Origin of the sequence: Streptomyces sp. CB02980 (assembly GCF_014451325.2) — a bacterium.
Classification (GTDB): Bacteria; Actinomycetota; Actinomycetes; order Streptomycetales; family Streptomycetaceae; genus Streptomyces.
Window position 1 is genome coordinate 72,606 of record NZ_JACSCH020000028.1, and the last position, 25,214, is coordinate 97,819.

Sequence of the window (25,214 nt, forward strand, 5' to 3'; positions counted from 1 at the left end):
ACATGCATGTCCTTGTGGTCCACAACCGCTACTCCTCGACACAGCCGAGCGGGGAGAACAGGGTCGTCGACGAAGAGGTGGGGCTGCTGCGCGCGGCCGGCCACCGGGTCGACCTGTTCGAGCGGCGCAGTGACGACATCGCCGCCCGCTCCCTGCTGGGCAAGGTCGCGGTGCCGCTGCTCGTGCCGTGGAACCCGTCGGCCCGCGCCGAGCTCACCGCCCGGCTCCGTGCCGACCGGCCGGACGTGGTGCACGTCCACAACGTGTTCCCGCTCCTGTCGCCCTCGGTGCTCGCCGCCTGCGCGGACGCCGGTGTGCCCGTCGTCGCCACGCTGCACAACTACACCCAGGTCTGCCCGCCCGGCACGCTGCACCGGGACGGCCGGCAGTGCACCGAGTGCGTCGGGCCGGCACTGCCGCTGCCCGCCGTCCGGCACGGCTGCTACCGGAACTCCCGGCTGGCGACGGTGCCGCTCGCGGTCAGTCTGTCCGTCAACCGGCGGCGGTGGTGGTCCGGCGTGGAGCGGTTCTTCTGCATCTCCGCGGCGCAGCGCGACGTCCTGGTGCGGTCCGGCATGCCGGCCGAGCGGCTCGCGGTGAAGCACAACTTCGTGCCCGACCCGGGCACCGTACGGACGCGCCCCGGCGAGCAGCTGCTCTTCCTCGGCCGGCTCGCGGAGGCCAAGGGCATACGGCTGCTCATGGCGGCGTGGGACGAGATCGCCGCCGGCGGCGGTGTGGGCGTGCCGCTCGTGATCGCCGGGGCGGGGCCGCTGGAGCCCGAGGTGACCGCCTGGGCGGCGGGCCGAGACGACGTCCGGTACACCGGCCTGTGGGACCCGGCGGAGTGCCGCCGCGCCCTCGCGCGGTCGGTGGCCGTGGTGGCTCCGTCGCTGGCCATGGAGACCTTCGGCCTGGTGGTCGCGGAGGCGATGGCGGCGGGGGTCCCGGCCGTCGCCGCCGCGCACGGGGCCTTCGTCGAACTCGTCGAGGACGGGGTGACCGGCCTGCTGCACGCGCCGGGCGATCCCTCCTCGCTCGCGGACCGCCTCCGCCGGATCACGGCGGAGCCGGACCGCAACCGGGAGATGGGCGAGGCGGCCCGGCGCCGTTACGAGAAGGGGTTCAGCCCCTCCGTGGGGCTGGAGCGCCTCCTGGAGGAGTACCGCACCGCGATCGCGGTGCGGCCGGGCGGCGGGAACAGCGCGCCGCCGGTAGGGAACGAAGAAGCCGGCTCGTCGCGGGGCACCCGCGCGAGCGGAGATGGGGGGCAGGAGAAATGACACGATGCCGACTCTGCGGTTCGGCGGCGCTGGCCAGCGTCGTCGATCTGGGGGCGACTCCGCCGTGCGAGAGCTTTCTCGCCGCGGACCGACTGGACCAGCCCGAGCCCGCGTACCCGCTGCACCTGCGGGTCTGCACCGACTGCTGGCTCGCACAGATCCCGCCGCTGATCACGCCGGAGGAGACGTTCCAGGAGTACGCGTACTTCTCCTCGTACTCGACCTCCTGGGTGGAGCACGCGCGCACGTTCGTCGCCGACGCCCTGCGGCGGGTCGGGCTCGGCCCCGACGCCTTCGTGGTCGAGGTCGCGAGCAATGACGGATACCTGCTGAAGCACGTGGTGGACCGGGGGATCCGCTGCCTCGGCGTCGAGCCGTCGGTGAACGTCGGTGCCGCGGCGCGGGACGCGGGTGTGCCCACGCTCACGGAGTTCCTGTCCCCGGAGACCGGCTCGGCCGTCCGCGCCGAGCACGGCCCGGCGGACCTGGTCGTGGCCAACAACGTGTACGCGCACATCCCCGACGTGGTCGGCTTCACCCAGGGGCTGCGCGCCCTGGTCGCGGACGACGGCTGGGTCTCCATCGAGGTGCAGCACCTGCTGACCCTGATCGAGGAGAACCAGTACGACACGATCTACCACGAGCACTTCCAGTACTACACGGTCGCTTCCGCCGCCCGGGCGCTCGCGAGCGGCGGGCTGACGCTCGTGGACGTCGAGCTGCTGCCCACGCACGGCGGTTCCATCCGGCTGTGGGCGCGGCCGTCCGAGGTCGCCGGCGAGCCGAGCCGCCGGGTGGCCGACGTCCTCGACCGGGAGAAGGCCGCCGGGCTCCAGGAGCTGTCCGGGTACGCGGAGTTCTCCGCCCGGGTGGCCAAGGTGCGCCGGGACCTCCTGCGGTTCCTCATCGACGTCGCCGAGCGCGGCGAGACGGTCGTCGGGTACGGCGCCCCGGGCAAGGGCAACACGCTGCTCAACCACTGCGGCATCCGGCCCGACCTGCTCGCCTACACGGTCGACCGCAACCCCTACAAGCACGGCCGGTTCACGCCGGGCACCCGCATCCCGATCCTGCCGCCCGAGCGGATAGCCGCCGACCGGCCGGACTACGTCCTCGTCCTCCCGTGGAACCTGCGGGACGAGCTGGTCGAGCAGCTGTCCTTCGTGCACGAGTGGGGCGGCCGGCTGGTCTTCCCCATCCCGGAACTGAGCATTGTCGAGGTCAAGCCATGAAGGTCGTACTGTTCTGCGGCGGTTATGGGCTGCGTATGCGCAGCGGAGCCTCCGACGACATCCCCAAGCCGATGGCGATGGTCGGCCCCCGCCCGCTGATCTGGCACGTCATGCGCTACTACGCGTCCTTCGGGCACACGGAGTTCATCCTGTGCCTCGGGTACGGGGCGCACCACATCAAGGACTTCTTCCTCAACTACGAGGAGACCACCTCCAACGACTTCGTGCTGCGGGGCGGGAAGACCGAGCTGCTCTCCACCGACATCGCCGACTGGACGATCACGTTCGCGCAGACCGGCATCGAGTCGCCGATCGGGGAGCGGCTGCGCCGGGTGCGGCACCACCTGGACGGCGACGAGATGTTCCTCGCCAACTACGCCGACGTGCTCACCGACGCCCCGCTGCCGGAGATGATCGACCGGTTCTCCCGGCGCGACGCCGGCGCGTCGATGATGGTGGTGCCGCCGCAGTCCTCGTTCCACTGCGTGGACCTGGGTGAGGACGGTCTGGTGGGGGGCATCACGGCGGTGAGCGACATGCCGCTGTGGGAGAACGGCGGCTACTTCGTGCTCCGCCAGGAGGTCTTCGACCACATACCGGAGAACGGTGACCTGGTCGCCGACGGCTGTGCCCAACTGGCCAAGCGCGGGCGGCTGGTGGCGTACCAGCACCGCGGCTTCTGGAAGCCGACCGACACTGTGAAGGAGCGGGCCGCGCTCGACGCCGCCTACACCCGCGGCGACCGTCCGTGGGCCGTGTGGGAGCGGGACGGCGCGAGCACGAGCGCGTCGGTGGGGTCCGCGTGATCCGCCTCGGCTCCGGGCGCCTCGACCGGATCGTCGCGGTGGGGGCGCACTGCGACGACATCGCCATCGGCGCCGGCGGCACGCTCCTCACCATGTGCCTCGCGCGGCCGGGCACCCGGGTCGACGCGCTGGTGCTCTCCGGCGGCGGCAGCGAGCGCGAGGAGGAGGAGCGGGCCGCGCTCGCCGCCTTCTGCCCGGGGGCCGACCTGCGGCTGACCGTGCTCAAGCTGCCGGACGGCCGGCTGCCCGCGCACTGGGAGGAGGCCAAGTCCGCGGTCGAGGAGCTGCGCGCCCGGACCGAGCCCGACGTGGTCCTCGCGCCGCGTACCGATGACGCGCACCAGGACCATCGCGGTCTGGCGCGGCTGCTTCCCACCGCGTTCCGCGACCATCTCGTGCTCGGCTACGAGATCGTCAAGTGGGACGGCGACCTCGGCCGTCCGGCGGCGTACCAGCCGCTGTCGCCGGAGGTCGCGGAACAGAAGGTGCGGCTGTTGCAGGAGCACTACCCCTCGCAACGGCACCGCCCCTGGTACGACCGGGAGGCCTTCCTCGGCCTTGCCCGGATCCGCGGTATCGAATGCCACGCGCGGTACGCCGAGGCGTTCGCGGTCACCAAACTCACTCTCGATCTGGGGGAATGAACCTTGCGCGTACTGCTGACCGGACACCAGGGCTACCTGGGCACCGTGATGGCCCCGGTCCTCACGGCCGCCGGGCACGAGGTCGTCGGTCTCGACTCCGGCCTGTTCGCGGACTGCGTGCTCGGCCCGTCGCCCGCGGACCCGTCCGGGCACCGGGTGGACCTGCGCGACGTCACGGCCGAGCACGTGGCCGGGGTGGACGCCGTGATCCATCTGGCCGCGCTCTCCAACGACCCGCTGGGCTCGCTGGCGCCGGACCTCACCTACGACATCAACCACCACGCCTCCGTACGGCTCGCCCGGCTGGCCAAGGACGCCGGGGTACGGCGTTTCCTGTACGCGTCCACCTGCTCGGTCTACGGCGCCGCGGGCGGTGACGAACTGGTGTCGGAGGAAGCCCCGTTGCGCCCGGTGACGCCGTACGCGGAGTCCAAGGTGCGGGTGGAGGACGACCTGCACGCGCTCGCCGACGGCGACTTCAGCCCGGTGTACATGCGCAACGCCACGGCGTTCGGCTTCTCGCCGCGGTTGCGCGCCGACATCGTGCTGAACAACCTGGTGGGCCACGCGCTGCTGTCCGGCGAGGTCCTCGTGATGTCCGACGGCACGCCGTGGCGTCCGCTGGTGCACGCCGCCGACATCGCACGGGCCTTCGCCGCCGCGCTGACCGCACCGCGCGAAGCGGTGCACGACCGGGCGTTCAACATCGGCAGCGAGACCAACAACGTCACGGTCGCCGAGATCGCCGAGCAGGTCGCCGAGGCGGTGTCCGGCTCGAAGGTGGTGATCACCGGGGAGACCGGTGCCGATCCGCGGTCGTACCGGGTGGACTTCTCCCGGTTCCGGGCCGCGCTGCCCGGCTTCGACTGCGAGTGGACGGTGAAGCGCGGCGCGCTCGAACTCGCCGACGCCTACCGGGATTTCGGTCTGACCCGGGAGGACTTCGAGCGTCGCTTCACCCGGCTCGCCGTGCTGCGTGCGGCGTCCGGGAACGGCGCCGTCGACGACACCCTGCGGTGGCGCCGATGACCGCGGCCGGCGAGGAGCCGACGACCTCGGCCGGCGAGCGGATGCACGCGCTGGTGGAGCGGCTGTACCCGCTCTGCCGGAGCATCACCGGCGACGGGGTGCGCGCCACCCTGGACATCGTCGGCGAGTACGTTCCGCTGGAGGTGCACGAGGTGCCGACCGGGACGCAGGTGCTCGACTGGACGGTGCCGCAGGAGTGGAACATCCGGGACGCGTACATCGCCGACTCCGCCGGCCGTCGCGTCGTCGACTTCGCCGCGTCCAGCCTGCACGTGCTCGGCTACAGCGTGCCGGTGTCGCGGACCATGCCGCTGGCCGAGCTGCGGGAACACCTGCACACCCTGCCGGACCACCCGACGTGGGTGCCGTACCGCACCAGCTACTACACACCGGAATGGGGGTTCTGCCTGGCCCAGGAGACCTTGGACGCGCTGCCGGACGGCGAGTACGAGGTGCGCGTCGACTCCACGCTCGCGGACGGCCACCTCACCTACGCCGAGCACGTGGTCCCCGGGCAGGTCGCCGACGAGGTGATCGTCTCCTGCCACGTCTGCCACCCGTCGCTGGCCAACGACAACCTGGCCGGGATCGCGGTGGCGACGTTCCTGGCCAGGGCGCTGGCCGAGGAGACGCCGTACTACACCTACCGGTTCATCTACGCGCCGGGCACCATCGGGGCGATCACCTGGCTGGCGCGCAACGCGGAGCGGATCGAGAAGGTCAGGCACGGGCTCGTGCTGGCCTGTGCCGGCGACTCGGGCCGGCTGACGTACAAACGGAGCAGGCGCGGCGACGCGGAGATCGACCGGGTGCTGTCGCATGTCCTGGCCGCCTCCGAACGCCCGCACCAGGTCAACGAGTTCACGCCGTACGGCTACGACGAGCGGCAGTACTGCTCGCCCGGCTTCGATCTCGGTGTGGGATCGCTCAGCCGCACTCCGTACGCCGGGTACCCCGAGTACCACACCTCGGCGGACAACCCGGACTTCGTCTCCCCGGAGGCGATGGAGGACACGCTGGCCGTCTGCCGCGAGGCGTTCTCCGTGCTCGACCGCAACCGGCGGTACGTCAATCTCAGCCCGTACGGCGAGCCGCAGTTGGGCCGACGCGGGCTGTACGACTCGCTCGGCGGCCGCAGCGACGCGAAGCAGGCGCAGATGGCCATGCTGTGGGTGCTCAGCCTGGCCGACGGCGAGCGCGGTCTGCTGGACGTCGCCGAGCGGTCCGGGCTGCCGTTCGACTCGGTCGCCGGAGCGGCCGACGCCCTGGCCGCCGCCGGACTGATCAAGGCATGACGTGACGAGCGCCGAGAGGGAGAAGACGACGACGCCCGCGGACCCGGCCGGACCCGCCCGGCCGACCGCGCGGCGTGCCATGGCCGGCCGGCTGTCCTGGGGTCTCGCCGACCAGGCGGCGTCCAGCGCGACCAACTTCGTGGTGGGCATCTATGTGGCACGCTCGCTCGGGCTGGCCGCGTTCGGCGTGTTCACCTTGGCCTGGGTGACCTTCGGCGTGGTGCTCGGCGTCTCCCGCGGCCTGGCCACCGACCCGCTCATGGTGCGTTTCAGCGGTGTGCCGGAGGCGTCCTGGCGCGGGGCGGTGGCCCGGTCCTCGGGTACCGCCCTCGGCGTCGGCGTCTCCATCGGCGCGGTGTGTCTGGCCCTCGGGCTCGGCCTCGGCGGCTCCCTGGGATCCGCCTTCGCCTGCCTCGGCGTCGTCCTGCCGGGGCTGTTGCTCCAGGACGCCTGGCGGTTCTCGTTCTTCGCCGCGGGCGCCGGGCGCAAGGCGTTCGTCAACGATGTCGTGATGGGCGTCGCGCTCGTCCCGGCCATGGTCGTGGCGGCCCGCGTGGGCAGCGTGGCCGCCTTCGTGCTCGCCTGGGGGGCGTCCGCCGCGGTGGCCGCGGGATACGGCTACCTCCAGTCCGGCATCGCGCCCCGGCCGGCCGGGGCGCGTGCGTGGACGCGCGAGCAGCGCGACCTCGGCTACCGGTACCTCGTCGAGAACGTCGGCGTCAGCGGCGCGGGCCAGCTGCGGGCGTACGGGCTCGGCGCGATCGTCGGCGTCAGCGCGGTCGGGGTGGTCCGGGGCGCCGAGCTCCTGCTCGGTCCGTTCCTCGCCGTCCTCATGGGCCTGTCGCTGGTGACCGTCGCGGAGGCGGCACGGGTGCTGCGGCAGGCCCCGCACCGCCTGCGCGCGTTCTGCCTGCTGCTCGGCGGCGGGCAGGCCGCCGCCGCGCTGCTCTGGGGCGCGGCGCTGCTGCTCGTACCGGACCGGCTCGGTGAGCTCGTGCTCGGCGGCGTCTGGCACGCCGCCTCGGAGCTCATCGTGCCGGCCACGCTCGGCGTCGCGGCCGCGAGCCTCGGCACCGGCGCGGCGGCCGGTCTCCGCGCGCTCGCCGCGGCCCGGCGCAGCCTGCGCTGCCAGCTGATCGCCTCCACCCTCTACGTCGGCGGCGGGCTCGGCGGCGCGGTCGTCGCCGGCACGGTCGGCTCGGCCTGGGGCGTCGCCGCCGCGACGCTCGGCAGCTCGGCCGTGTGGTGGCTTGAGCTGCGGTCCGCCCTGCGCGAGCACCACCAGAACCCCCTTCCCGAAGTGAGGACACCATGACCGCCCCACCCCGGCTCGGCATCGGCCTGCCCGTGTACAACGGCGAGGAGTACCTCGCCGAGGCGCTCGACGCCCTGCTCGGTCAGACCTACGAGGACTTCGAGCTGGTCATCTCCGACAACGCCTCGACCGACGGCACCCAGGACATCTGCCGCACGTACGCGGCACGGGACCCGCGCATCCGGTACATCCGGCTGACCCGGAACATCGGCGCCGCGCCGAACCACAACTACGTGTTCACCCAGTGCCGCGGCGAGCTGTTCAAGTGGGCCTCGCACGACGACCTGTACGCCCGGGACCTGCTGCGGCGCTGCGTGGACGCGCTGGACGAACGGCCGGACGTGATCCTGGCCCACGCCGACCAGGCCGTCATCGACGGCGAGGGCCGGGTGAAGGTCCCGTACGAGTACACGCTCGCCACCGACTCGCCGCGCGCGCCGGAGCGCTTCCGCAGCATGCTGTTCGAGCCCGGCGGGGACGACTTCTACGGGGTGATGCGGGCCGACGTGCTGCGCCGGGTGAAGCCGCACGACAGCTACCACCACGCGGACCGCACGTTCGTCTCCGAGATCGGCCTGCACGGGCCCTTCCACCAGGTGCCGGAGCTGCTGTACTTCCGCCGGGACCACCCCACCCGCGCCGAACGGGCCAACCCCTCCAAGCGCTCCCGGTGCGTCAACCTGGACCCGCGCCGGGCCGGCCCGCTGCACCCGACGCCCCGGCTGCTCGCCGAGTACGTCTGGGGATTCGTCGCGGCGATCCGGCGGGCACCGTTGTCGCCCGCGGACCGGCGCGCCTGCTACGGCCACCTCGTCTCCTGGGCGGCCAGCCGGACCCGGCCGGGCGCCGGCGAGCGGGTCGAGGACCGCGCCCCGGTCGATCCGGCCCGGCTCACCGTCTCCCTCGACGCGATCGTGGCCGGCCGGGAAGGCAGGCGGGCATGAGGCCCCCGACGGGGCCTCCGGTCCGCGTCGGACTGTTCGGACTGCTCGGCTCCGGCAACCTCGGCAACGACGGGTCGATGGAGGCCGTGCTCGCGTACCTCCGCCGGGACCACCGGGAAGCGACCGTGGACGCGATGTGCGGCGGTCCCGAGGTCGTACGGCTCCGGCAGCGGCTCCCCGCGACGCGGCTGCACTGGTACCGCGGGGAGTACCGGACCGCGTCGCGGGCGGGCGCGGTCGCGGGGAAGGGGCTCGGCAAACTCGTCGACGCCGTCCGCACCGCGGCCTGGGTGCGCCGGCACGACGTGGTGATCGTGCCGGGCATGGGCGTCCTGGAGGCCACGCTGCCGCTGCGGCCGTGGGGCTTCCCGTACGCGCTGTTCCTGCTCTGCGCGTCCGGCCGGCTGTTCGGCACCCGGGTCGCGCTGGTCGGCGTCGGCGCCGCCCCGATCGGCAACCGGGCGACCCGGGCCCTGGTGCGCCGGTCGGCGCGGCTCGCCACGTACCGGTCGTACCGGGACGCCCAGTCCCGCGACGCGCTGCGGGCGATGGGCGTGGACACCGCGCGCGACGAGGTCTACCCCGACCTCGCCTTCGCCCTGCCGGCACCGCCGCCCGGCGCCCCCTCGGGGACGCCGGGCCCGGTGTGCGTCGGCGTCATGGCCTTCCACGGCGGCGACGACGACCGCGCCCGGGCCGAGGAGATCCACCGGCGCTACCTGGCCGGGACGACCCGCTTCGTCCGCACCCTGGTCGAGGACGGCAGACCGGTCCGGCTGCTCACCGGCGACGAGGTCGACGGGGAGGTGGTCGCCGCGATCCTCGACGCGGTGGACTCCCCGCTGGTCACCGCCGCCGAGACGGCCTCGCTCGACGACCTGATGAGGGAGATGGCCGCCGCCGACGCCGTGGTGGCGACCCGGTACCACAATCTGGTCTGCGCGCTGAAGGTCGGCGTGCCGACGCTCGCGCTCAGCTACGCGGCGAAGAGCGACGCGCTCATGGACCGGATGGGCCTCGGCGCGTACTGCCACCCGGCCCGCGAGGTCGACGCCGACCGGCTGCTCGACCAGTTCCGGGAGCTGGAGAAGCGCTCGGCGGAGCTGCGGCGGACCCTCGCCGAGCGGAACCTCGCCGTCGCCCGGCAGCTCGACGACCAGTTCACCGCTCTGACCGCGGCCGTGTTCCCGGACACCGGCCATGCCCACGCCCACGCCCTGCGGGAGACCCCATGAAAGCGATCCGAGTCCCCGAGATCGACGGCGCGTACCTGTTCGAGCCGACGCCGTACGCCGACGAACGCGGCTTCTTCTGCCGCACGTTCGACGCCGACGTGGTCCGCTCGGTGGGCCTCGACCCGGACGCCTTCGTCCAGGACAGCGTGTCCCGTTCGGTCCGGGGCGTGCTGCGCGGCATGCACCTGCGCTCCGGCGCCGGCGAGGCCAAGCTGGTGCGGTGCTCGTACGGCAGGATCTTCGACGTCGTCGTGGACCTGCGGACGGGCTCGCCGACCTACCGCAACCGGGCCTTCTTCGAGCTGTCCGGCGAGACGCAGTCGACCCTCTACATCCCCGCAGGGTGTGCGCACGGCTTCCAGGCGCTGACCGAGACCGCCGACACCTCGTACCGGATCGACCGCCCGCACGACCCGGCCGAGGACGTGACGATCGCCTTCGACGACCCGGAACTCGCCATCCCCTGGCCGCTGCCGCCCGTGTCGGTGTCGCCGCGGGACCGGGAGGCACCGAGCCTCGCCGAGGCCCTGAAGCTCAAGCCCTGACGCCCTGGAGAGTGAAGTCCGCGTGGACACCGAAGTGACCGAAGAGACCGAAGAGTTCTCCCTGCCCCGGTCGCGGCAGGCGAACGAACGGCTGCACGCCCTGATCCCCGGGGGCGCGCACACCTACGCCAAGGGCGACGACCAGTACCCCGAGAACCTGGCCCCGGTCATCAGCCACGGCCACGGCGCCCACGTGTGGGACGTCGACGGCAACCGCTACATCGAGTACGGCTCCGGGCTGCGGTCGGTCAGTCTCGGCCACGCCCACCCGCGCGTGCTCGAAGCGGTACGGCGGGAGATCGACCGGGGCGGCAACTTCGTCCGGCCGTCCATCGTGGAGGTCGGTGCCGCCGAACGCTTCCTGGCCACGGTGCCGACCGCCGAGATGGTCAAGTTCGCGAAGAACGGCTCCGACGTCACCACCGCCGCGGTACGCCTCGCCCGCGCCGTCACCGGGCGCCCGCGGGTGGCCGTCTGCGGCGACCATCCGTTCTTCTCCGTCGACGACTGGTTCATCGGCACCACGCCGATGGCCGCCGGCATCCCGGCGGCGACCACCGAGCTCACCGTGACGTTCCCCTACGGGGACCTGGCCGCCACGGAGGAGCTGCTCACCCGGCACCGGGACGAGGTCGCCTGTCTGATCCTCGAACCCGCCGGGCACACCGAACCCCCGCCCGGGTACCTCGCCGGCCTGCGCGAGCTGGCCGACCGGCACGGCTGCGTCCTCGTCTTCGACGAGATGATCACCGGTCTGCGCTGGTCCGAGGCGGGGGCGCAGGGTCTGTACGGCGTCGTCCCCGACCTCTCCACGTTCGGCAAGGCGCTGGGCAACGGGTTCGCCGTCTCCGCGCTCGCCGGGCGCCGCGAACTGATGGAGTGGGGCGGGCTGCGTCACTCCGGCGACCGGGTGTTCCTGCTGTCCACCACACACGGTGCGGAGACGCACTCACTGGCCGCCGCGACGGCCGTGCAGACCACCTACGTCGAGGAGGGCATCACCGCCCGGCTGCACGCCCTCGGCGAGCGGTTGGCCGCCGGAGTCCGCGAGGCCGCCGCCGCCATGGGCGTGGGCGACCACCTCGTCGTCCGGGGCCGGGCCAGCAACCTGGTCTTCGCCACCCTCGACGAGAACCGGCAGCCGTCGCAGGAGTACCGCACGCTGTTCCTGCGCCGGCTCCTCGCGGGCGGGGTGCTCGCCCCGTCGTTCGTGGTGAGCAGCGCGCTCGACGACGCCGACATCGACCGCACGGTCGACGTGGTGGCCCAGGCGTGCGCGGTGTACCGGAAGGCGCTGGACGCCGCCGACCCCACCCCGTGGCTGGCCGGGCGGCCGGTGAAGCCCGTCTTCCGGCGCTTGGTGTGAGGTGGCTCGACGTGACGTCACAGGAGGTGTGACGTCACGTCAGCGAGCCTTCCGCCGAACGGAGTCGGCCACCCGATCGACCACCCACGCGGTCGCCGGGATCACCGCCAGCGCGGTGAACCAGCCGCCGAGGGTGTCGGTCGGGTAGTGGGCGCCCAGGACGACCTGCGCCCAGCCCATGGCGACGCCGGCGACCAGCGCCACGAGCAGCACGAGTGAGGTGCCGGCCGTCCTGCCGAGGCCGAACCGGCCGGTCACGAGCAGCGTCACGACGAGGGCGAGCGCGGTGAGGAAGGCGGTGTGCCCGCTCGGGTACGAGAGGTTCTCGTCGCCGTGGATGGTGCGTCCCACCAGGTGCTTGAGCAGCCTCGTCGTCACCACGGCGAGGCCGACGCCGGCGACGACGAGCACCGCCGCGCGAGGGTGCCGCAGCAGCAGACAGCCCGCGACGACGGCCACGACCAGTGTCGCCGCGCCCAGGGGCTCGCCCAGGAAGTCCGTGGCCAGGGCGACGTGCCGCGCCCGCGGCCCCACCCCCTCGACCGCGGCCAGGATCCGCGCGTCCACGCTGCCGGGCCGGCCGGCGTCGGTGTACAGGACCCCGAGCACGACGACCACCAGTGCGGCGACCGCCGCCGTCAGCCCGAGCCATCCGCGCATCGGCGCGGGCAGCACCGCGGGTGCGGTCCGGTCCCCTTCGGCCAGGCGTTCCAAGGCGAGCCCCCCGTCGTGTCCGACCGTCGCTGCGGGGCCGGCCTCCAGCGAGCCTATACCGCCGGTGGGGCCGGTTTTGGGCCGATTCCTCTCCTCCCCCGGGCTCAGAACCGCTGGTCGTCGCCGAGGTACCGCCCGAAGAAGGCCTCGACGTAGGCCGCGCCGACCCGACGCTGCTCCGCTTCGGTCAGCTGGGGCGCGTAGGCGGAGCCACCGGGTTCGGTGCACTGGCCGGGGCGGTCGGCGTCGTGTGCCGCGTCGTCGCGGGCGGCGACCTCTCCGCTCTCCGGCGACCACTCCGTGTTGAAGTAGTTGTGGTTCGCACCGGGTATCGCGAGCTGGTGGAAGCCGGCGGTGCTCCGCGCGGTGGCATCGGCGGCGAAGGAGAGGGCCTCGCGGCCGACCTGGCCGTCGCAGGTCCCGCGCAGCACGGCCAGGGGGGTCTTGGTGATCTCGTACGCGGTCATGTCCTCGGTCATGACGTTGTAGGCGGGGGCCAGTGCCAGGACCGCCCTGACCTTGACTCCGGTGGGCCACTGGTCCTTGTGGCGGTCGGCCGCCTGCCAGGTCACACCCGCGCCGCCACGGGAGTGACCCATGGTGCCGACCTTGTTCAGGTCGACGCGGTGCCGGAAGTCGACGCGCCGCGGCTTGCCCGTGGCCGCGTCGCGGAACGCACCCACGAGACCGCCACGGCCCGAGGCGCCGAGCTGCTGCCACAGGGCCAGGTGCCTGTTGATCAGATCGGCCCGCACCGAGGCGTTCTCGTCTCCCCACACCGACGAGGCGTTGATGCCGTTGGCGCGGATGGACACCACGACGAAGCCGCGGCGGGCCAGTTGCTCGCCGAGGTAGTCGTAGCCTCGGTCGTTCGCGATCGGACGGGTGCCGGGGGCGCAGGGCCAGCTGAACAGCTTCGTGCTCGCCGCGGCGAACGCCTCCCAGTCCTGGGCGAGTTCGGCGGCGGACCGGGCCTCCGCCGCCGCCCGGTCCGCACAGGTCTCGTGCCAGCCGTGCAGTTGGACGACGAGGGGCCGCGGCGTCTTCCCGAGATCCGTCGGGTAGTGCACGGTCCCGGCGATCTCGACCGGCTCCCCGGTTCCCGGCAGCCGGTAGGCCCGGTCACCCAGGTCGTAGGTGACGGCGGTGACGCCCCGCGGGCCCCGGGCGGCGTCGGGGGTGACGGCGGCGGCGGGGCTTCCCGTCAGTGCCTGCGGTACGAGGAGGGCCGCCGTGGACGCGGCGAGTGCGCAGGCTCGCAGCGGGCGGTGGGCGGCCGTGGTGGTGTCGGCGTGGTTCAAGAGTCGGTCTCCATGAGCCGTGAGCGGTGAACGGTGTGCCGTGCGCGTGTGGCGCCGGGAGCGGCTCCCGGCGCCACACGGTGGCTTCATTTCGACAGACGTCCGACGGGGCCCGGGGTTGCGTCCTGTCCCGGGGAATCCGTGACCGGGGTCAGGAGGCGTGCCGGAGGGTCGTCCGGATCGTCTTGCGGATCCAGTCCGCGTACGCCGGCACGTGGGTGTAGAGACCCGGCCCGGCCGAGCAGGCGACCCCCGGGGCGCCGGGACCCGAGGTGGCTCCGACGAGCTCCCACCGCCCGTGCCTGCCCTTCTGGAGCTGCGGCCCGCCGGAGTCCCCGAAGCACGCCATGGCCTCGGGCACCCGGCTGATCGTGCACAGCCGGGTGCGGTCCGCGTAGCCCGGGGCACACTCGCCGACGGCACCCGTGCGCGTCCTCAGCTCCTGCAGCCGCTCCGCGAACTTCAGTTCGGTGTCGACGGTGGTGCCGAATCCCAGGATCCGGGTCGGGGTCCCCGGCCGTCCGGCCCGCTCCGCGATCCTGACGGGCTGCTCGGAGACCGGGCGGTCGAGGCGGACCAGCGCGATGTCGTTCTTGTTGGCACCCTTTCCCTCACCGCTGACGAAGCCGGGGTGAACGACGGTCCGCTCGATGGCCCGGACGGTTCCCCCCGACTTCCGCGCCTCGCTGCCGATCCGGACGATGCCGTCGAGGACCAGGCCGTCACCGGTCACGCAGTGGGCCGCGGTCAGCACCCACTGGGGGTCGATCAGCGACGCCCCGCAGTTGCCGTCGTACAGCCCGTGCTCCGGGGCCGACTCGGGGATCGTCGCCATGAACGGATAGCGCTCCGTGGAATCGGTCCCGTTGACGATCGCGCCGGCGCTGCCGGCCATCAGGGTGGCGCAGGTCGCCACGGCGAGCGCACCGACGGCAGTGGTGCGCGCCGCGCGGCGGCCGACCGACTTCAAGCTGAACACAGGTGGTCCCTCTCCTCGTGCATTCTGGTTGCCCGACCCACCCTGCTCGGTTCGAGATCCACCGGACCATCCGGTCAGCGGGCACGAATGCGGTGGGGCTGTCCCCCGGAGAAAGCCGGGGGACAGCCGCGGCCGACCGGCACCCGCGCGGGGCGTCCGCCCCGTAGCGTGGCTGCCATGACCGCCATATCCCCGCGCGAGGCCCGGCGTTGCTACAACGCCCACCATCCCGTCCATGCGGCGTACTACTTCGTGTCCGAGCACGACGACACCTACGCGGAGCTCGGTCTGGAGGGCGGCCCCATGGCGTACCTCGCCGGGCGGGCCGCGCCCCTCGGGGCGGTCGGCTCCGGTGTGGTCACGGCGGCCTTCTACAACTTCCACCCGGCCCTCGTCGCACGGCACCTTCCCCGCGCCTGGGAGGTCGCCTCCCCCGCCGCCGTCCTGGAGGCCAGGCTGCGGATCACGGACGCGTATCTCACCCGGCTGCTTGGACGCGAGGCGCTGGGCTCTCCCGAGATGGCGGAGGCCGCCGGACTGGCGCTCCGGGCGGCCGAGGGGTGCCGCCGGCCCGGCCGGCCGCTGTTCTCGGCCAATGCCGACCTGCCGGTGCCCGAGGCACCGCATCTCGCGCTGTGGCACGCGGCGACCCTGCTGCGCGAGCACCGCGGGGACGGTCACGTCATCGCGCTCTCCCGGGCCGGTCTCGACGGTCTGGAGGCCCTGGTGTCCCACACCGCCACCGGAACGAACTGGCGGCCCGGGTACCTGCAGTCCGCGCGGGGCTGGTCGCCGGAGGAGTGGGCGGCGGCGCGGGACCGGCTGGTGGAGCGCGGGATTCTCGACGCCGACGGCGAACTGACCGGCGAGGGAGCCGAGTTGCGCCGTGCCGTCGAGGCCGACACCGACCGCCTCGACGTGGCTCCCTACGAACGGCTGGGGGCCGAGGGCACCCGGCGGCTCACCGAACTGGCCGGCGCCTTCTCCAAGGTGGTGCTCGAGGGCGGCGGGCTGCCGCTCAGGAACATCGGCAAGCGCTGAGGACGTCGGGAAGCACTGCGTCCGCCCGGCCGGACGCGACGGCGTCCGGCCGGGGCGCGGCGAGCGGCCGAGCGCGGCGGCGTCCGGCCGGCGCCGGTCACTCCTCGGTGCCTCGCTCCTTCGCCGCCCGGGCCATCGCCGCGAGGACGTCCCTCAGGGCGCCCAGGGTCTCCTCGTCGTGGACCCTGCCGTCCGCGACCTTGGCCGTCGCGAGCGGAATGGGGAGCGATTCCGGGAGGATGTGCGCGCCCATGACCTCCAGGGTCTCCTTGACCCAGGCCTGGGCCCGGTCGCCCCCGGTCATCGAGGGCGACGCGGTGACCACCGCGACGGGCTTGTCCACCAGCTCGCCGCCGCCGACCACCCACTCCAGGCCGTTCTTCAGCACCCCGGACATGCCGTGTGCGTACTCCGGACAGGAGAGGAGCACCGCGTCGGCGGATTCAAGGAGTGCGCGGAAGGCCATGACCTCGGGCGGCGGGCCCTCGGTCTCCACGTCGTGGTTGAAGAACGGCAGCTCTCCGAGGCCCTCGTAGACCGTCATCGACACCGGTGGCAGACACAGTTCGGCGGCCGTGCGCACCACCGCGGTGTTGATCGAACCGGCCCTCAGGCTCCCGGATAAGGCGACGAATTTCATCTGGTTCCTTTCCTGCTTTCAAGACGTCCCAAGCATCGCGCATGGATCGGGGGTTGTCCCCGCGTGTCCGGAAGCGCGACGCGCGGCGGCCACCGCCGCGGTGACGCGCCGGGCGACCGCCCGTCGGTGGTCCGAGAGATAGAAGTGCCCGCCGTCGAACATGTTCAGGCCCAGGAAGCGTTCCGTCAGGCCGGACCAGGCGGCCAGGCGCTCCCGCCCGACCACGGGGTCGTCGTCACCGCCGAACGCGGAGACGGGCGTGCGCAGCGGTTCCGTACGCGCCGCCGGCCGCCAGGTGTCGACGAGGGCGAAGTCGTTGCGGAACCGGGGGCCGAAGAGGCGCCATGCCACCTCGTCGTCCAGTACCGCGTCGGGTGTGCCGCCCACCGACCGGAGCCAGTCCCGCAGCTCGCCGTCGGTGAACAGGTGGCGCGCCCTGGGGGTCCTCCGATCCCGGTCGGGCTGCGGCGCGCCGCAGGAGGACATGCCGAGCCAGAGGGGAAGGGGGCGTCCCTCGGCCTCCAGACGCCGGGTCAGTTCGTACGCGACGAGGGAGCCCATGCTGTGCCCGAAGAGGGCGAAGGGGCGGTCCGTCCAGGGTCGGAGCTCGGCGGCGAAGAAGGCCACCAGCTCGTCGCAGTCGTCGATGAACGGGGTGTCGGCCAGTCGCCCCCGGCCGGGAGCGTCCAGCACGCACACCTCCCAGTCGGCCGGGAACTCGTACTCCCAGCCCCGGTAGAGAAGGTGCGATCCGCCGGCGTGGTGGAAGAGGAAGAGCCGCAGCGCCGCCCCCGGCACGGGCCGAGGGCAGGTCACGGCTCCGTGTGTCAGCGGGCGTCGGCTCGGCCGGGTGGCCGGGTGGGGCGCCACGGGTGTCCTCACTTCCCCACCGGCGACAGGGACTCGGCGCCGGCGGCGTCCCGCGCCGTCGGCGAGGACTTGGCGTCATCGGCATCACGCGCCGTCGACCCGAGGACGTACATGCGGGCGAAGTCCACCACTTGCGTGGCCATGGTCTCCAGCCGGCGCTGGACATCCGGATCGGTGCACGCGCCGTCCGGCCCGAAGCCGGCCACCGCGGTGTTCACCACGACACCGAGCGGCGTGGGCCAGCCGCGCAGCGCGTGGGTCACGTCGCGGAGCGCGGCCAGGGTGGACACGCCGCCCTGCCAGCCCTGGGCGACGGCGAGGCCGGCGACGGCCCGCCCGCTGAAGTACGGGCGGGCGTCGTCGCGCAGCTCCTCGACATGGTCGAGCGCGTTCTTCACGAGTCCCGAGATACTGCCGTGGTAGGCCGGGCTCGCCAGGACGAGGCCGTCCGCGGCGGCTATCTCGGACACCAGCCGGAGCGCCCGCGCCGAGCGGAGCCCCTCCCGTGGGTCGTAGAGCGGCATCACCAGCTCGGCGCCGCCGATGCACGTCACCTCCGCCCCTTGGCGCTCCGCTTCGGCCAGGACGACACGGAGCGCCCGTTCGGCCGTCGAGTCCGGCCGGGGCGAACCCCCGATTCCGACCACCCTCACGGTCTGCTGCACAGGGACTCGCCCCACTCTCTCTCGCCTGGATTCGGGCATGTGCTCGGAACGCCCCGGTCAGGCGGTGGCCGTCTTCGGCGTCGGCGCCAGGGGCTCGCTCTGCGCGCTCTCGTGCAGATCGCGGCGGCGGATGAGGACGAAGGCGACGGCCGCGCCCACGGCGGCGATCACGGCGCAGACGACCATGACGTCGGCCAGGGACTCGACGAAGACGGAGCGGGCCGTCGTCGTCACCTCGTCCAGCACGGACGGGGCCACGGCGTCGGCGAGACCGGAGGTGCCGCCGGTGGCGACGTGCTGTCCGACGGCCTCGGCCTGTCCGGCCAGTTCCGTTCCCACGGCCGAGTCGACGAAGGCGTCGACCACCTTCTGGTGGAAGAGCGCGCCGAAGGCGGCGATACCGACGGCGACGCCGACCTGCTGGAAGGTCTCCCCCATGCCCGAGGCCATGCCGGCCTTCTCGGGCCTCACCACGCCGATGGTGACCGCGGCGCGCGGCGGGTTGAAGAGGCCCATGCCGATGCCCGTGACGATCATGCTGGGCAGCATCGCCGTCCACCCGTCGCCGGGGCCGACGAGCACCATCAGGCCCATGCCGACCGCGATGAGGCCGATGGACAGGCCGATCAGCACGCCGGGTGCCACCTTGGCCAGCAGGCCGCCGGTGACCGCGGCGACGAGGAAGAGAGTGATCATCATCGGCATGAAGCGCAGTCCGGTCTCCCAGGGCGAGTACCCCAGAACGTTCTGTACGTAGGAGATCTGCAGGAAGACGGCGGCGAGGCTGGTCGCGTTGGACAGCAGGGTGGCCAGGCAGACTCCGGTGAAGGTGGGCGTGCGCATCAGGGAGAGGTCGAACATGGCGCGTTCGCCGCGCGCCCGCTCGATGACGACGAAGGCCACGAGCAGGACGAGGCCGCCCGCGAACGCCCCGAGAATGGGAGCGCTGGTCCAGCCGGAGGACTCCGCCCGCAGGAATCCGAGCACGAGCAGGGTGAGGCCGAGGCCGAAGGTCAGGATGCCCGGCCAGTCGATGCCGTGCGCGGCCGGTTCCCGCGACTCCCTCAGACGCAGGGCGCCGACGATCAGGGCCACGACGCCGATGGGCACGTTGATCAGGAAGATCCAGCGCCAGCTGAGCGCGTCGGTGAGGAATCCGCCGACCAGCGGCCCGAAGGCCAGGGCGAGTCCCGCGACACCGCCGAAGACGCCGAAGGCCTTGCCCCGGTCGGCGCCCCGGTACTCGTACCCGATCAGGGCCGGACCGACGGAGAACAGGACCGCGGCACCGACGCCCTGGACGCCGCGGGAGATGTTGAGCGCGAGGACGTCCTGCGCCAGACCGGCGGCGAGCGAGGAGAGGGTGAAGAGCACCAGGCCCGCGTTGAAGACCCGCTTGCGGCCCAGCCGGTCGGCGAGCGAGCCGCCGGTGAGGAGGAAGGCCGCGAGGGTCAGGGTGTAGGAGTCGATCACCCACTGCAGGTCGGAGAAGTCCGCCCCGAGCGAGGTCCGCAGGTCCTGCAGGGCGACGTTGACGACGGTCACGTCGAGCATCAGCATGAACATCGCGACGGAGGCCAGCGCCAAGGTCCATGATCGGGCGCGGCCGTCCGCCGGCCCGTTCTCCGCCTGGCTGTCGACGGCTGCTTCGGCTGACATCACGTTCTCCTCATTGCTCCGCGGCACCTCGGTGCCGCTGTTGTCGGTCTCTTGCGCTCGCGAACGCTTCGCGGTCACAGGGGCTCACGCGTGTGGCTCGGCGCGGGCCCGGGGCGCCATGTCCGGGTGCCCGGGTCGTACGCCGCCTTCTCCGCTCCCCGTACGCCGGTCACCCGGACGAGGGCGCGGCCGTCCGGTCCGGCCACGGCCAGGTGCTCCGTGCCGGAAGCGGATTCGTACCAGTGGCGCAGGACGAGCCCGTCCGGCCAGTCGGCCGCCAGCTCCAGGTCGTTGGCCGGGGTGTACAGGTCCACCGCGGCAAGCCCCGTGGGGACGATCACCGGTACGGCTCCGGGCCGCCTGCCGTCGAGTACGGAGGTACGCAGCAGGCAGTCGAGGGCGACGCTCGGCAGGAGGAAGCGGGAGAGCACGCCACCGCCCGGCGGGAGGGCGAGGCGGAGTTCCGCGGAACCGCCGTCGGAGGTCAGGCGCGGACTGCGCAACGCTCCGAACACTCCGCTCAACTCAACGGGTGTGCCCGGGAGTTCGTAGGTGTTGGGGGCTTCGTGGCCGCCGGACGGGGCGGGCGGGCACCAAGGACCGTCGGGGAGCACCCGGCCCAGGTGCACCACCATGCGGGAGTGCTCGCGCTCCGGCACGAGGCCGGCCGCGGGAGAGGTGATCCGTACGCGCACCCGGTCGCCGTCGCGGACGGCCGACACGCACAGGGTGCGCGGCCAGCGGTGTTCGGCGGCCCGGATGAACTGGGACAGGACGACATCGGTGATCCGCGTCGGGAACATGCCCGGGGCCAGCTCGGCCGCGGCCTCGGCCGCCATCTCCAGGATGAAGGTCCCGGGCACGGTCGGCCTGCCGTCGACCCGGTGCTCCAGGAGGTACGGGTGCGCGTCGAGGCCGACCTCGAACGTCCACCGCGCCGACGTGCCGTCGTCCTGGCGGGGGCCGGTCAGGAACGCCCGTCGCACGGTCGGTGCCGGGGTGCGGCGCCGCTCCGGCGCGGTCCTGGCCGCCTCTTCACAGGCCTCGCGGAAGCCGGGTGCCCGGCGCTGCAGGGTCGCCCAGTCCGCCTCGCCGATCCAGGTGGTCGCCAGTCCGTGGCTGCCTCGGCCGCGGAGTTCGGTGCGGAAGAACTCCCGGCCCTGGACGTCGGTCATCTGGCCGATCTCTCCCTGCCGGGCCAGGAAGGCACCGCCCGGGGTGTCCGCCGACGCCATGCCCGATTCGACCCACAGCCCGGAGGCCGGAGCGACCTCGTCCGCGCCCTCGGTCGCCCGCGCGTGCGCGGCGGCGAGCAGCAGGAACTCGTTGGCCGCGCCGTAGTCGGGCTCACCGCGCAGTCCGGTGAACGCGGACACGGAGCCGACGCTGCACCACAGGGCGGGGCGCCGGTCCCCGAGGGCCACGCGCAGATGCGCGTATCCGCGGACCTTCACGTCCCGTACGGTCCGGAAGTCGGCGAGCTTCTTGCGGGTGATGCCCGCGGAGCGGGCCAGGCCGGCGCCGTGCACGAGCACGTCCACCCGGCCCTCCGCGGCCAGGATCTCGTCGATCACCGTGCGCACGGCGTCCTGGTCCAGGACGTCGCACTGCCGGTAGTGGACCCGTGCGGCACCGCAGGAGCGCTCCAGCTCCTGGAGCGTGCCCGCGCGTTCGAGTTCCTGGACGGCACGGTCGTAGCGGCGGCTGAGGGCCGCGGGGGTCTCGGACGGGTGGAGCGCCATCAGCTCCCGCAGGGCGTCGGCGCGCGGCAGCCGGGCCAGGGCCGAGTGGGACGGGTCGGGTGCGGGTCCCGTACCGAGCAGCCAGACGCTGCGCGGCGTACGGTCGGCCACCATCTCGTGGACCAGGTGGGCGGTGAGTCCGCGGGCGCCGCCGGTGGCCACGATCACCGGGTCGTCCGGCAGACCGAGCGCCGTGTCGGCGGGCGGCGCGTCGACGGGCAGCAGCATCAGCTCGTGCCGCACACCACCGGAGTCGTACGCGACCGGGATGGAGCGGTGCGCGGCCGTCTCCTCGGCCAGCCGCGCCAGGGCGGCCCGCGCGTCGTCCCCGTCGACGACCAGCGCGAACACCAGACAGCCGGAAAGCTCCTGGGACAGGCTGCGGACGAGCCCGCCGAAGAGCCCCACGGCCGGGAGGGGCGTCGTGCCGTCGACGGCGTCGAGCGCGAGGACCGCGAGGCAGCCGCCGTCGTCGAGCGGGGCGGCGTTGTGCTTGGCCGCCAGGAAGGCCAGGTCGTGGAGGTCGAGGACGCGCTGCGGCACGTCCCAGCCGGACGCGGCGGCACGCGAGCCGGCGACGACGACGCGGATCTGGCCGAACGACCGGCCGTCCGTGGTGAGCAGCCGCTCCAGTTCCTCCGCCTCGTCGAGGCGCGTCACCGGGAACGGCAGGGCGGCGTCGCGTGGTGCGGTCCGGGGAGCGACGACGAGACAGTCCGCGGGTATGCCGGCGTCCCGCAGCGCGCCCGGCTCGTCGGTCAGCACGAGGCTTCCGGCGGGTATCGCCGCCACTCCGGGGCGGACGTCGCGGGCGGGGACGGGACGCAGCGCGAGCGCGTGCCGCGCGAGATGGCCGCTGAGGGAGTCGGCCGCTTCGGTCCGGTCCGGCGCGGTGACACCGGCCGCACGGGCGGGGGCGGGGGCCGCGGTGTCCCTCCCGGGAGCGTCGGCCTCCGTCTCGGGCGCGTCCGCCTCCCTCTCGGGCGTCTCGGCCCATCCCTGCGGTGTCACCACGATCGCGGGGGTGTGGTCGTCCTCCCGCGGCCGGACGACCGTCCGCTCCCGAGAACCGTGCAGGGCGTGCAGGATCGCCACGGCCCCCTCGGCGCCACGGTAGTTGCGTTCCCGTACCCGCTCGGCGTCCCGGGCCTCGACGGCGCCCGGGGTGTTCCCCCTCGCGAGCTCCACGCGGCCGAGGACGGTCATGCCGTGTTCCCTGGCGACGCTCTGTCGGGTCAGGACGAAACCGACGGCGGCCTCCGCGTTCTCCTTGCTTCCGTGGGTGGGGACATGGTCGGTCGTGGCGTTGACCCCGATGACCACGGCCAGGTCCATCTCGCCGTCGCGCAGATAGCGGATGGCGGTGGCCACGGCCGAGTTGGTGGAGTCGCGGCCCGCGTCGAGCGTCATGTTCGGGCCGTGCAGGTCCAGCCGTTGCACCACCCGGGCCGCGATGACGTTGGGCATCAGGCCCGGATACGCGTCCTCGTTGACCGGGCGGGACAGGGCGCGGATCGCGTCGTCCAGCGTCCGGGGCGGTATGCCGGCGGGTCCGGCCAGCCTGTCGAGCAGGTCGTCGCGGTAGCAGCGCAGGTCCGCGCCGAGTGCGGCCCTGGTGGGCCCGGTGTGGCCGACGAGCACGCCCGTACGCGCGGCCAGTGCCTCGTTCTCCGCCCAGTCCCCGGCGAGGAGGTCGGCGCAGCGCACGGCCATGAGCTGGCTGCGGTCCATGGCCGCGATCGCCGAGGGGGCCAGGCGGAGTTCCACGGGAGAGGGCAGCGGGTAGGCGTCGCCGAAGGACGCCGGCCAGTCGGCGGCTTCTCCCGAGACCCAGCGCGCGACGCGCCGTTCGTCCGGGTCGCCGGGGAGGTGCGTGCCCTCGGCGACCACGACGATCGGGTCCTCCTCGGCGGATGCCGGCGGTGCGGCGGCGGCACGGGTGGCTGCCGGGGGCCTGTCCGTGAGGACGAGATGGCCGTTCGTGCCGCCGAAGCCCATGGCCGACACCCCGACGGTGCGCGGGCGCCCGGCCTCCGCGACCCACGGCACGTCGTCGACCGGGACGTGCACGGCCGTCGTCACGCCCTCGGGCAGCTCACCGAACTGCCGCTGAGCCGGAATGACTTCGTGCCGCATGGCAAGCAGCGCGTGGATCGCGGAGACCGCTCCCGCCGCCCAGCCGGCATGCCCGACGAGCGACTTGTTGGAGGTCATGGTCCATGTCTTGGCCGGGCCCGCGCTCTGGGTGAGCGCGCTCATCTCGGTACGGTCACCGGTCGGCGTACCGGTGGCGTGCGCGACGATCCAGTCCACGTCCTCGGCCGTGACGCCGGCGGAGCGCCAGGCCCGGTCGAGGGCGATCTTCTGGCCTGCGGCGTTGGGGGCGTAGATCGCCTTGCCCCGCCCGTCGGACGATCCGCCGAAGCCGGCGACGAAGCCGAGGACGGGGTCGCCGTCGGCGATCGCCCTGGCGTAGGTCTTCAGGACGAGCATCGCGGCGCCGTCGCTGAACAGCACGCCGTCGGCGTCCCGGTCCAGGGACCGGACCCGGCCGGACCGGGACAGGCCGCGGAGCTTGGAGAACAGCACGAGGTTCTGGGCGCTCAGCGCGAAGGCCCCGCCGCACAGGGCCACGTCCGTCTCGCCCGCGCGCAGCGCCCGGACACCCAGGTCGACCGTGTAGAGGGAGGAGGAGCAGGCGGTGTCCACCACGACGATCTCGGCGGATTCGGGGAGGTCGTGCGCGGCCATGCGGGCGATCCGGTACGGCAGCACGTCCTCCGGGGACGCGGACGCCAGCGGGTAGAGCCTGTCGAAGCCGTCGGGCAGCTTCTCCCCCGCTTCGGCGAGGATCTCCCGCACCCCGGCCGAGACCAGGCTGTGCTCCAGGTGGTGGCTGCCGTCGGGGGTGAGGCCGACCGCGAACAGCTGCCGGTCGCCCGGCCGGACGGTGACCTTCTCGGTGGCGCCGAGGAGCGAGTGCCGGAGCCACAGCGCCGTGTACTCCTCGCTGTCGAAGGCTCCTGACTCCAGTTCGTCCCGCAGCCGCGGGTGCGGTTCGAATCCGGTCATGAAGCCGGACACGCGCGCGTAGGTCTTGTCCTCGGCGGTGGTGTCCGCCGACCAGACGGAGTCCAGGTCCAGCCGGTCCCCGGGTTCGCCGAACACCGGCTCGCCGCTCTTCAGCAGCTCCCAGAACCGCTCGGGCGAGCCGGCTCCCGGCAGGGCGAGGCCCATACCCACCACGACGACCGCGTCATCGGCGGGCGAGGCATCGGCGGGTGGCCCGCTGACGACCAGCGTCCTGCCGTCGACGGACGACGCGTCGTCGGACAGCAGGAACCCGACGAGTTGCGCGACGCCCTCCGCCGCCGGCATCTCCGCGTCCTCCCGCACGACCACGGCGTTGACGCGGATGCCGTCCCGCGTCCCGGCACCGGGATCGCGTACGAGGTCGGTCACCGCCTCCGGCGCGGGCGGGGCCGTGACCGCGTGCACGATCGCGCCGTGCCCGCGCGGGGCGAGGAGGTCGAAGGCCGCGGCCGTCGCCGTCCGGGCGTCCTGCGGTCCTCCGTCCCCGGCCACGACGTTCACGAGCGCGTCGATGCGGCCGGGGCCGCCGGAGCGGCCGTCGGCCGGGCCGAGCGCGGCCCGTATCCGGGGCTCGTCGTACCCGTCGCAGGTGACGACGTGCGCGCCGAGCTGGGTGAGGCGCCGCGTCACGGAGGTGCCGAGCGGCCGGCCGGCACCGGCCACCAGGACGGTGCGGCCGGAGAGATCGTGGGACATGCTGGCTCCCGATTCGTAGATCAGCGCGCGGACGGCCGTACGGCGGTGATGAGGTCGGCCAGGTCGGCCAGGGTCGGCTGGGCGACGAAACGGCCGTCCACGGCCGACTCCCCCAGACCG

Annotated in this window: 20 protein-coding genes; 12 read left to right on the forward strand and 8 right to left on the reverse strand. The window is 73.4% G+C overall.

Annotated features, from left to right (window positions below):
• Positions 1–2: 2 nt before the first annotated feature.
• From E0F75_RS37390 to E0F75_RS37440, 11 genes are all read left to right on the forward strand, one after another.
• A complete protein-coding gene (locus E0F75_RS37390; protein ID WP_229315441.1) occupies positions 3–1,283 on the forward strand; it encodes a glycosyltransferase family 4 protein in 1,281 nt (426 codons plus the stop codon).
• Positions 1,280–2,515: a class I SAM-dependent methyltransferase gene (locus E0F75_RS37395; RefSeq protein ID WP_229315442.1), complete on the forward strand. Its 1,236-nt coding sequence runs from the start codon at positions 1,280–1,282 to the stop codon at positions 2,513–2,515. Before E0F75_RS37390 ends, E0F75_RS37395 begins: the two co-directional genes overlap by 4 nt.
• On the forward strand, positions 2,512–3,321 hold the full coding sequence (locus E0F75_RS37400) for a glucose-1-phosphate cytidylyltransferase (protein ID WP_229315443.1): 810 nt from the start codon (positions 2,512–2,514) through the stop codon (positions 3,319–3,321). The genes E0F75_RS37395 and E0F75_RS37400 overlap by 4 nt, the downstream gene beginning before the upstream one ends.
• The gene (locus E0F75_RS37405; RefSeq protein WP_229315444.1) at positions 3,318–3,965 is read left to right on the forward strand and encodes a PIG-L deacetylase family protein; all 648 of its coding nucleotides are present in this window, start codon (positions 3,318–3,320) and stop codon (positions 3,963–3,965) included. Before E0F75_RS37400 ends, E0F75_RS37405 begins: the two co-directional genes overlap by 4 nt.
• Before the next feature lie 3 nt (positions 3,966–3,968).
• Positions 3,969–4,994 carry an NAD(P)-dependent oxidoreductase gene (locus E0F75_RS37410; protein WP_229315445.1) on the forward strand — a complete coding sequence of 342 codons (1,026 nt, stop codon included), beginning with the start codon at positions 3,969–3,971 and terminating at the stop codon, positions 4,992–4,994.
• Positions 4,991–6,289 carry a DUF4910 domain-containing protein gene (locus tag E0F75_RS37415; RefSeq protein WP_229315446.1) on the forward strand — a complete coding sequence of 433 codons (1,299 nt, stop codon included), beginning with the start codon at positions 4,991–4,993 and terminating at the stop codon, positions 6,287–6,289. Before E0F75_RS37410 ends, E0F75_RS37415 begins: the two co-directional genes overlap by 4 nt.
• A gap of 79 nt (positions 6,290–6,368) precedes the next feature.
• The gene (locus E0F75_RS37420) at positions 6,369–7,604 is read left to right on the forward strand and encodes a hypothetical protein (protein ID WP_229315460.1); all 1,236 of its coding nucleotides are present in this window, start codon (positions 6,369–6,371) and stop codon (positions 7,602–7,604) included.
• Entirely contained in the window at positions 7,601–8,548 is a 948-nt protein-coding gene (locus E0F75_RS37425) for a glycosyltransferase family 2 protein (RefSeq protein ID WP_229315447.1), read from the forward strand. The genes E0F75_RS37420 and E0F75_RS37425 overlap by 4 nt, the downstream gene beginning before the upstream one ends.
• Positions 8,545–9,783, forward strand: coding sequence for a polysaccharide pyruvyl transferase family protein (locus E0F75_RS37430; RefSeq protein WP_229315448.1), 1,239 nt, complete (start codon positions 8,545–8,547; stop codon positions 9,781–9,783). The genes E0F75_RS37425 and E0F75_RS37430 overlap by 4 nt, the downstream gene beginning before the upstream one ends.
• Positions 9,780–10,328, forward strand: coding sequence for a dTDP-4-dehydrorhamnose 3,5-epimerase (rfbC, locus tag E0F75_RS37435; protein WP_229315449.1), 549 nt, complete (start codon positions 9,780–9,782; stop codon positions 10,326–10,328). The genes E0F75_RS37430 and rfbC overlap by 4 nt, the downstream gene beginning before the upstream one ends.
• A gap of 22 nt (positions 10,329–10,350) precedes the next feature.
• Positions 10,351–11,694 (forward strand): glutamate-1-semialdehyde 2,1-aminomutase, encoded by a 1,344-nt coding sequence (locus tag E0F75_RS37440; RefSeq protein WP_229315450.1) that lies wholly within the window; start codon positions 10,351–10,353, stop codon positions 11,692–11,694.
• A 39-nt stretch (positions 11,695–11,733) separates the two neighbouring features.
• Here the strand turns inward: E0F75_RS37440 and E0F75_RS37445 are convergent, their stop codons facing one another.
• From E0F75_RS37445 to E0F75_RS37455, 3 genes are all read right to left on the reverse strand, one after another.
• The gene (locus E0F75_RS37445) at positions 11,734–12,354 is read right to left on the reverse strand and encodes a phosphatase PAP2 family protein (protein ID WP_229315462.1); all 621 of its coding nucleotides are present in this window, start codon (positions 12,352–12,354) and stop codon (positions 11,734–11,736) included.
• Positions 12,355–12,512: 158 nt separating this feature from the next.
• On the reverse strand, positions 12,513–13,709 hold the full coding sequence (locus tag E0F75_RS37450) for an alpha/beta hydrolase (protein ID WP_229315451.1): 1,197 nt from the start codon (positions 13,707–13,709) through the stop codon (positions 12,513–12,515).
• Positions 13,710–13,860: 151 nt separating this feature from the next.
• The gene (locus tag E0F75_RS37455; protein ID WP_229315452.1) at positions 13,861–14,688 is read right to left on the reverse strand and encodes a trypsin-like serine protease; all 828 of its coding nucleotides are present in this window, start codon (positions 14,686–14,688) and stop codon (positions 13,861–13,863) included.
• Between the two features lie 177 nt (positions 14,689–14,865).
• Between E0F75_RS37455 and E0F75_RS37460 the strand changes: the two genes are divergently transcribed.
• Positions 14,866–15,729, forward strand: a complete 864-nt coding sequence (locus E0F75_RS37460) for a hypothetical protein (protein WP_229315453.1) — start codon at positions 14,866–14,868, stop codon at positions 15,727–15,729.
• 97 nt (positions 15,730–15,826) lie between these two features.
• Here E0F75_RS37460 and E0F75_RS37465 read toward each other — a convergent pair whose 3' ends face one another.
• From E0F75_RS37465 to E0F75_RS37485, 5 genes are all read right to left on the reverse strand, one after another.
• On the reverse strand, positions 15,827–16,369 hold the full coding sequence (locus E0F75_RS37465) for an NADPH-dependent FMN reductase (protein WP_229315454.1): 543 nt from the start codon (positions 16,367–16,369) through the stop codon (positions 15,827–15,829).
• 18 nt (positions 16,370–16,387) lie between these two features.
• Positions 16,388–17,185 (reverse strand): thioesterase II family protein, encoded by a 798-nt coding sequence (locus tag E0F75_RS37470; protein ID WP_229315455.1) that lies wholly within the window; start codon positions 17,183–17,185, stop codon positions 16,388–16,390.
• A gap of 62 nt (positions 17,186–17,247) precedes the next feature.
• Entirely contained in the window at positions 17,248–17,886 is a 639-nt protein-coding gene (locus E0F75_RS37475) for an NADPH-dependent FMN reductase (protein WP_229315456.1), read from the reverse strand.
• Between the two features lie 75 nt (positions 17,887–17,961).
• Entirely contained in the window at positions 17,962–19,563 is a 1,602-nt protein-coding gene (locus tag E0F75_RS37480; protein ID WP_229315457.1) for an MFS transporter, read from the reverse strand.
• 74 nt (positions 19,564–19,637) lie between these two features.
• Positions 19,638–25,094, reverse strand: a complete 5,457-nt coding sequence (locus E0F75_RS37485; protein ID WP_229315458.1) for an SDR family oxidoreductase — start codon at positions 25,092–25,094, stop codon at positions 19,638–19,640.
• Positions 25,095–25,214: the final 120 nt, after the last annotated feature.

Coding starts and splice junctions, on each gene's coding strand:
- E0F75_RS37460 (WP_229315453.1), top strand. CDS start 14,866: ATGACCGCCATATCCCCGCGCGAGGCCCGGCGTTGCTACAACGCCCAC.
- E0F75_RS37400 (WP_229315443.1), top strand. CDS start 2,512: ATGAAGGTCGTACTGTTCTGCGGCGGTTATGGGCTGCGTATGCGCAGC.
- E0F75_RS37390 (WP_229315441.1), top strand. CDS start 3: ATGCATGTCCTTGTGGTCCACAACCGCTACTCCTCGACACAGCCGAGC.
- E0F75_RS37395 (WP_229315442.1), top strand. CDS start 1,280: ATGACACGATGCCGACTCTGCGGTTCGGCGGCGCTGGCCAGCGTCGTC.
- E0F75_RS37465 (WP_229315454.1), bottom strand. CDS start 16,369: ATGAAATTCGTCGCCTTATCCGGGAGCCTGAGGGCCGGTTCGATCAAC.
- rfbC (WP_229315449.1), top strand. CDS start 9,780: ATGAAAGCGATCCGAGTCCCCGAGATCGACGGCGCGTACCTGTTCGAG.
- E0F75_RS37415 (WP_229315446.1), top strand. CDS start 4,991: ATGACCGCGGCCGGCGAGGAGCCGACGACCTCGGCCGGCGAGCGGATG.
- E0F75_RS37425 (WP_229315447.1), top strand. CDS start 7,601: ATGACCGCCCCACCCCGGCTCGGCATCGGCCTGCCCGTGTACAACGGC.
- E0F75_RS37430 (WP_229315448.1), top strand. CDS start 8,545: ATGAGGCCCCCGACGGGGCCTCCGGTCCGCGTCGGACTGTTCGGACTG.
- E0F75_RS37445 (WP_229315462.1), bottom strand. CDS start 12,354: ATGCGCGGATGGCTCGGGCTGACGGCGGCGGTCGCCGCACTGGTGGTC.
- E0F75_RS37420 (WP_229315460.1), top strand. CDS start 6,369: ATGGCCGGCCGGCTGTCCTGGGGTCTCGCCGACCAGGCGGCGTCCAGC.
- E0F75_RS37480 (WP_229315457.1), bottom strand. CDS start 19,563: ATGTCAGCCGAAGCAGCCGTCGACAGCCAGGCGGAGAACGGGCCGGCG.
- E0F75_RS37485 (WP_229315458.1), bottom strand. CDS start 25,094: ATGTCCCACGATCTCTCCGGCCGCACCGTCCTGGTGGCCGGTGCCGGC.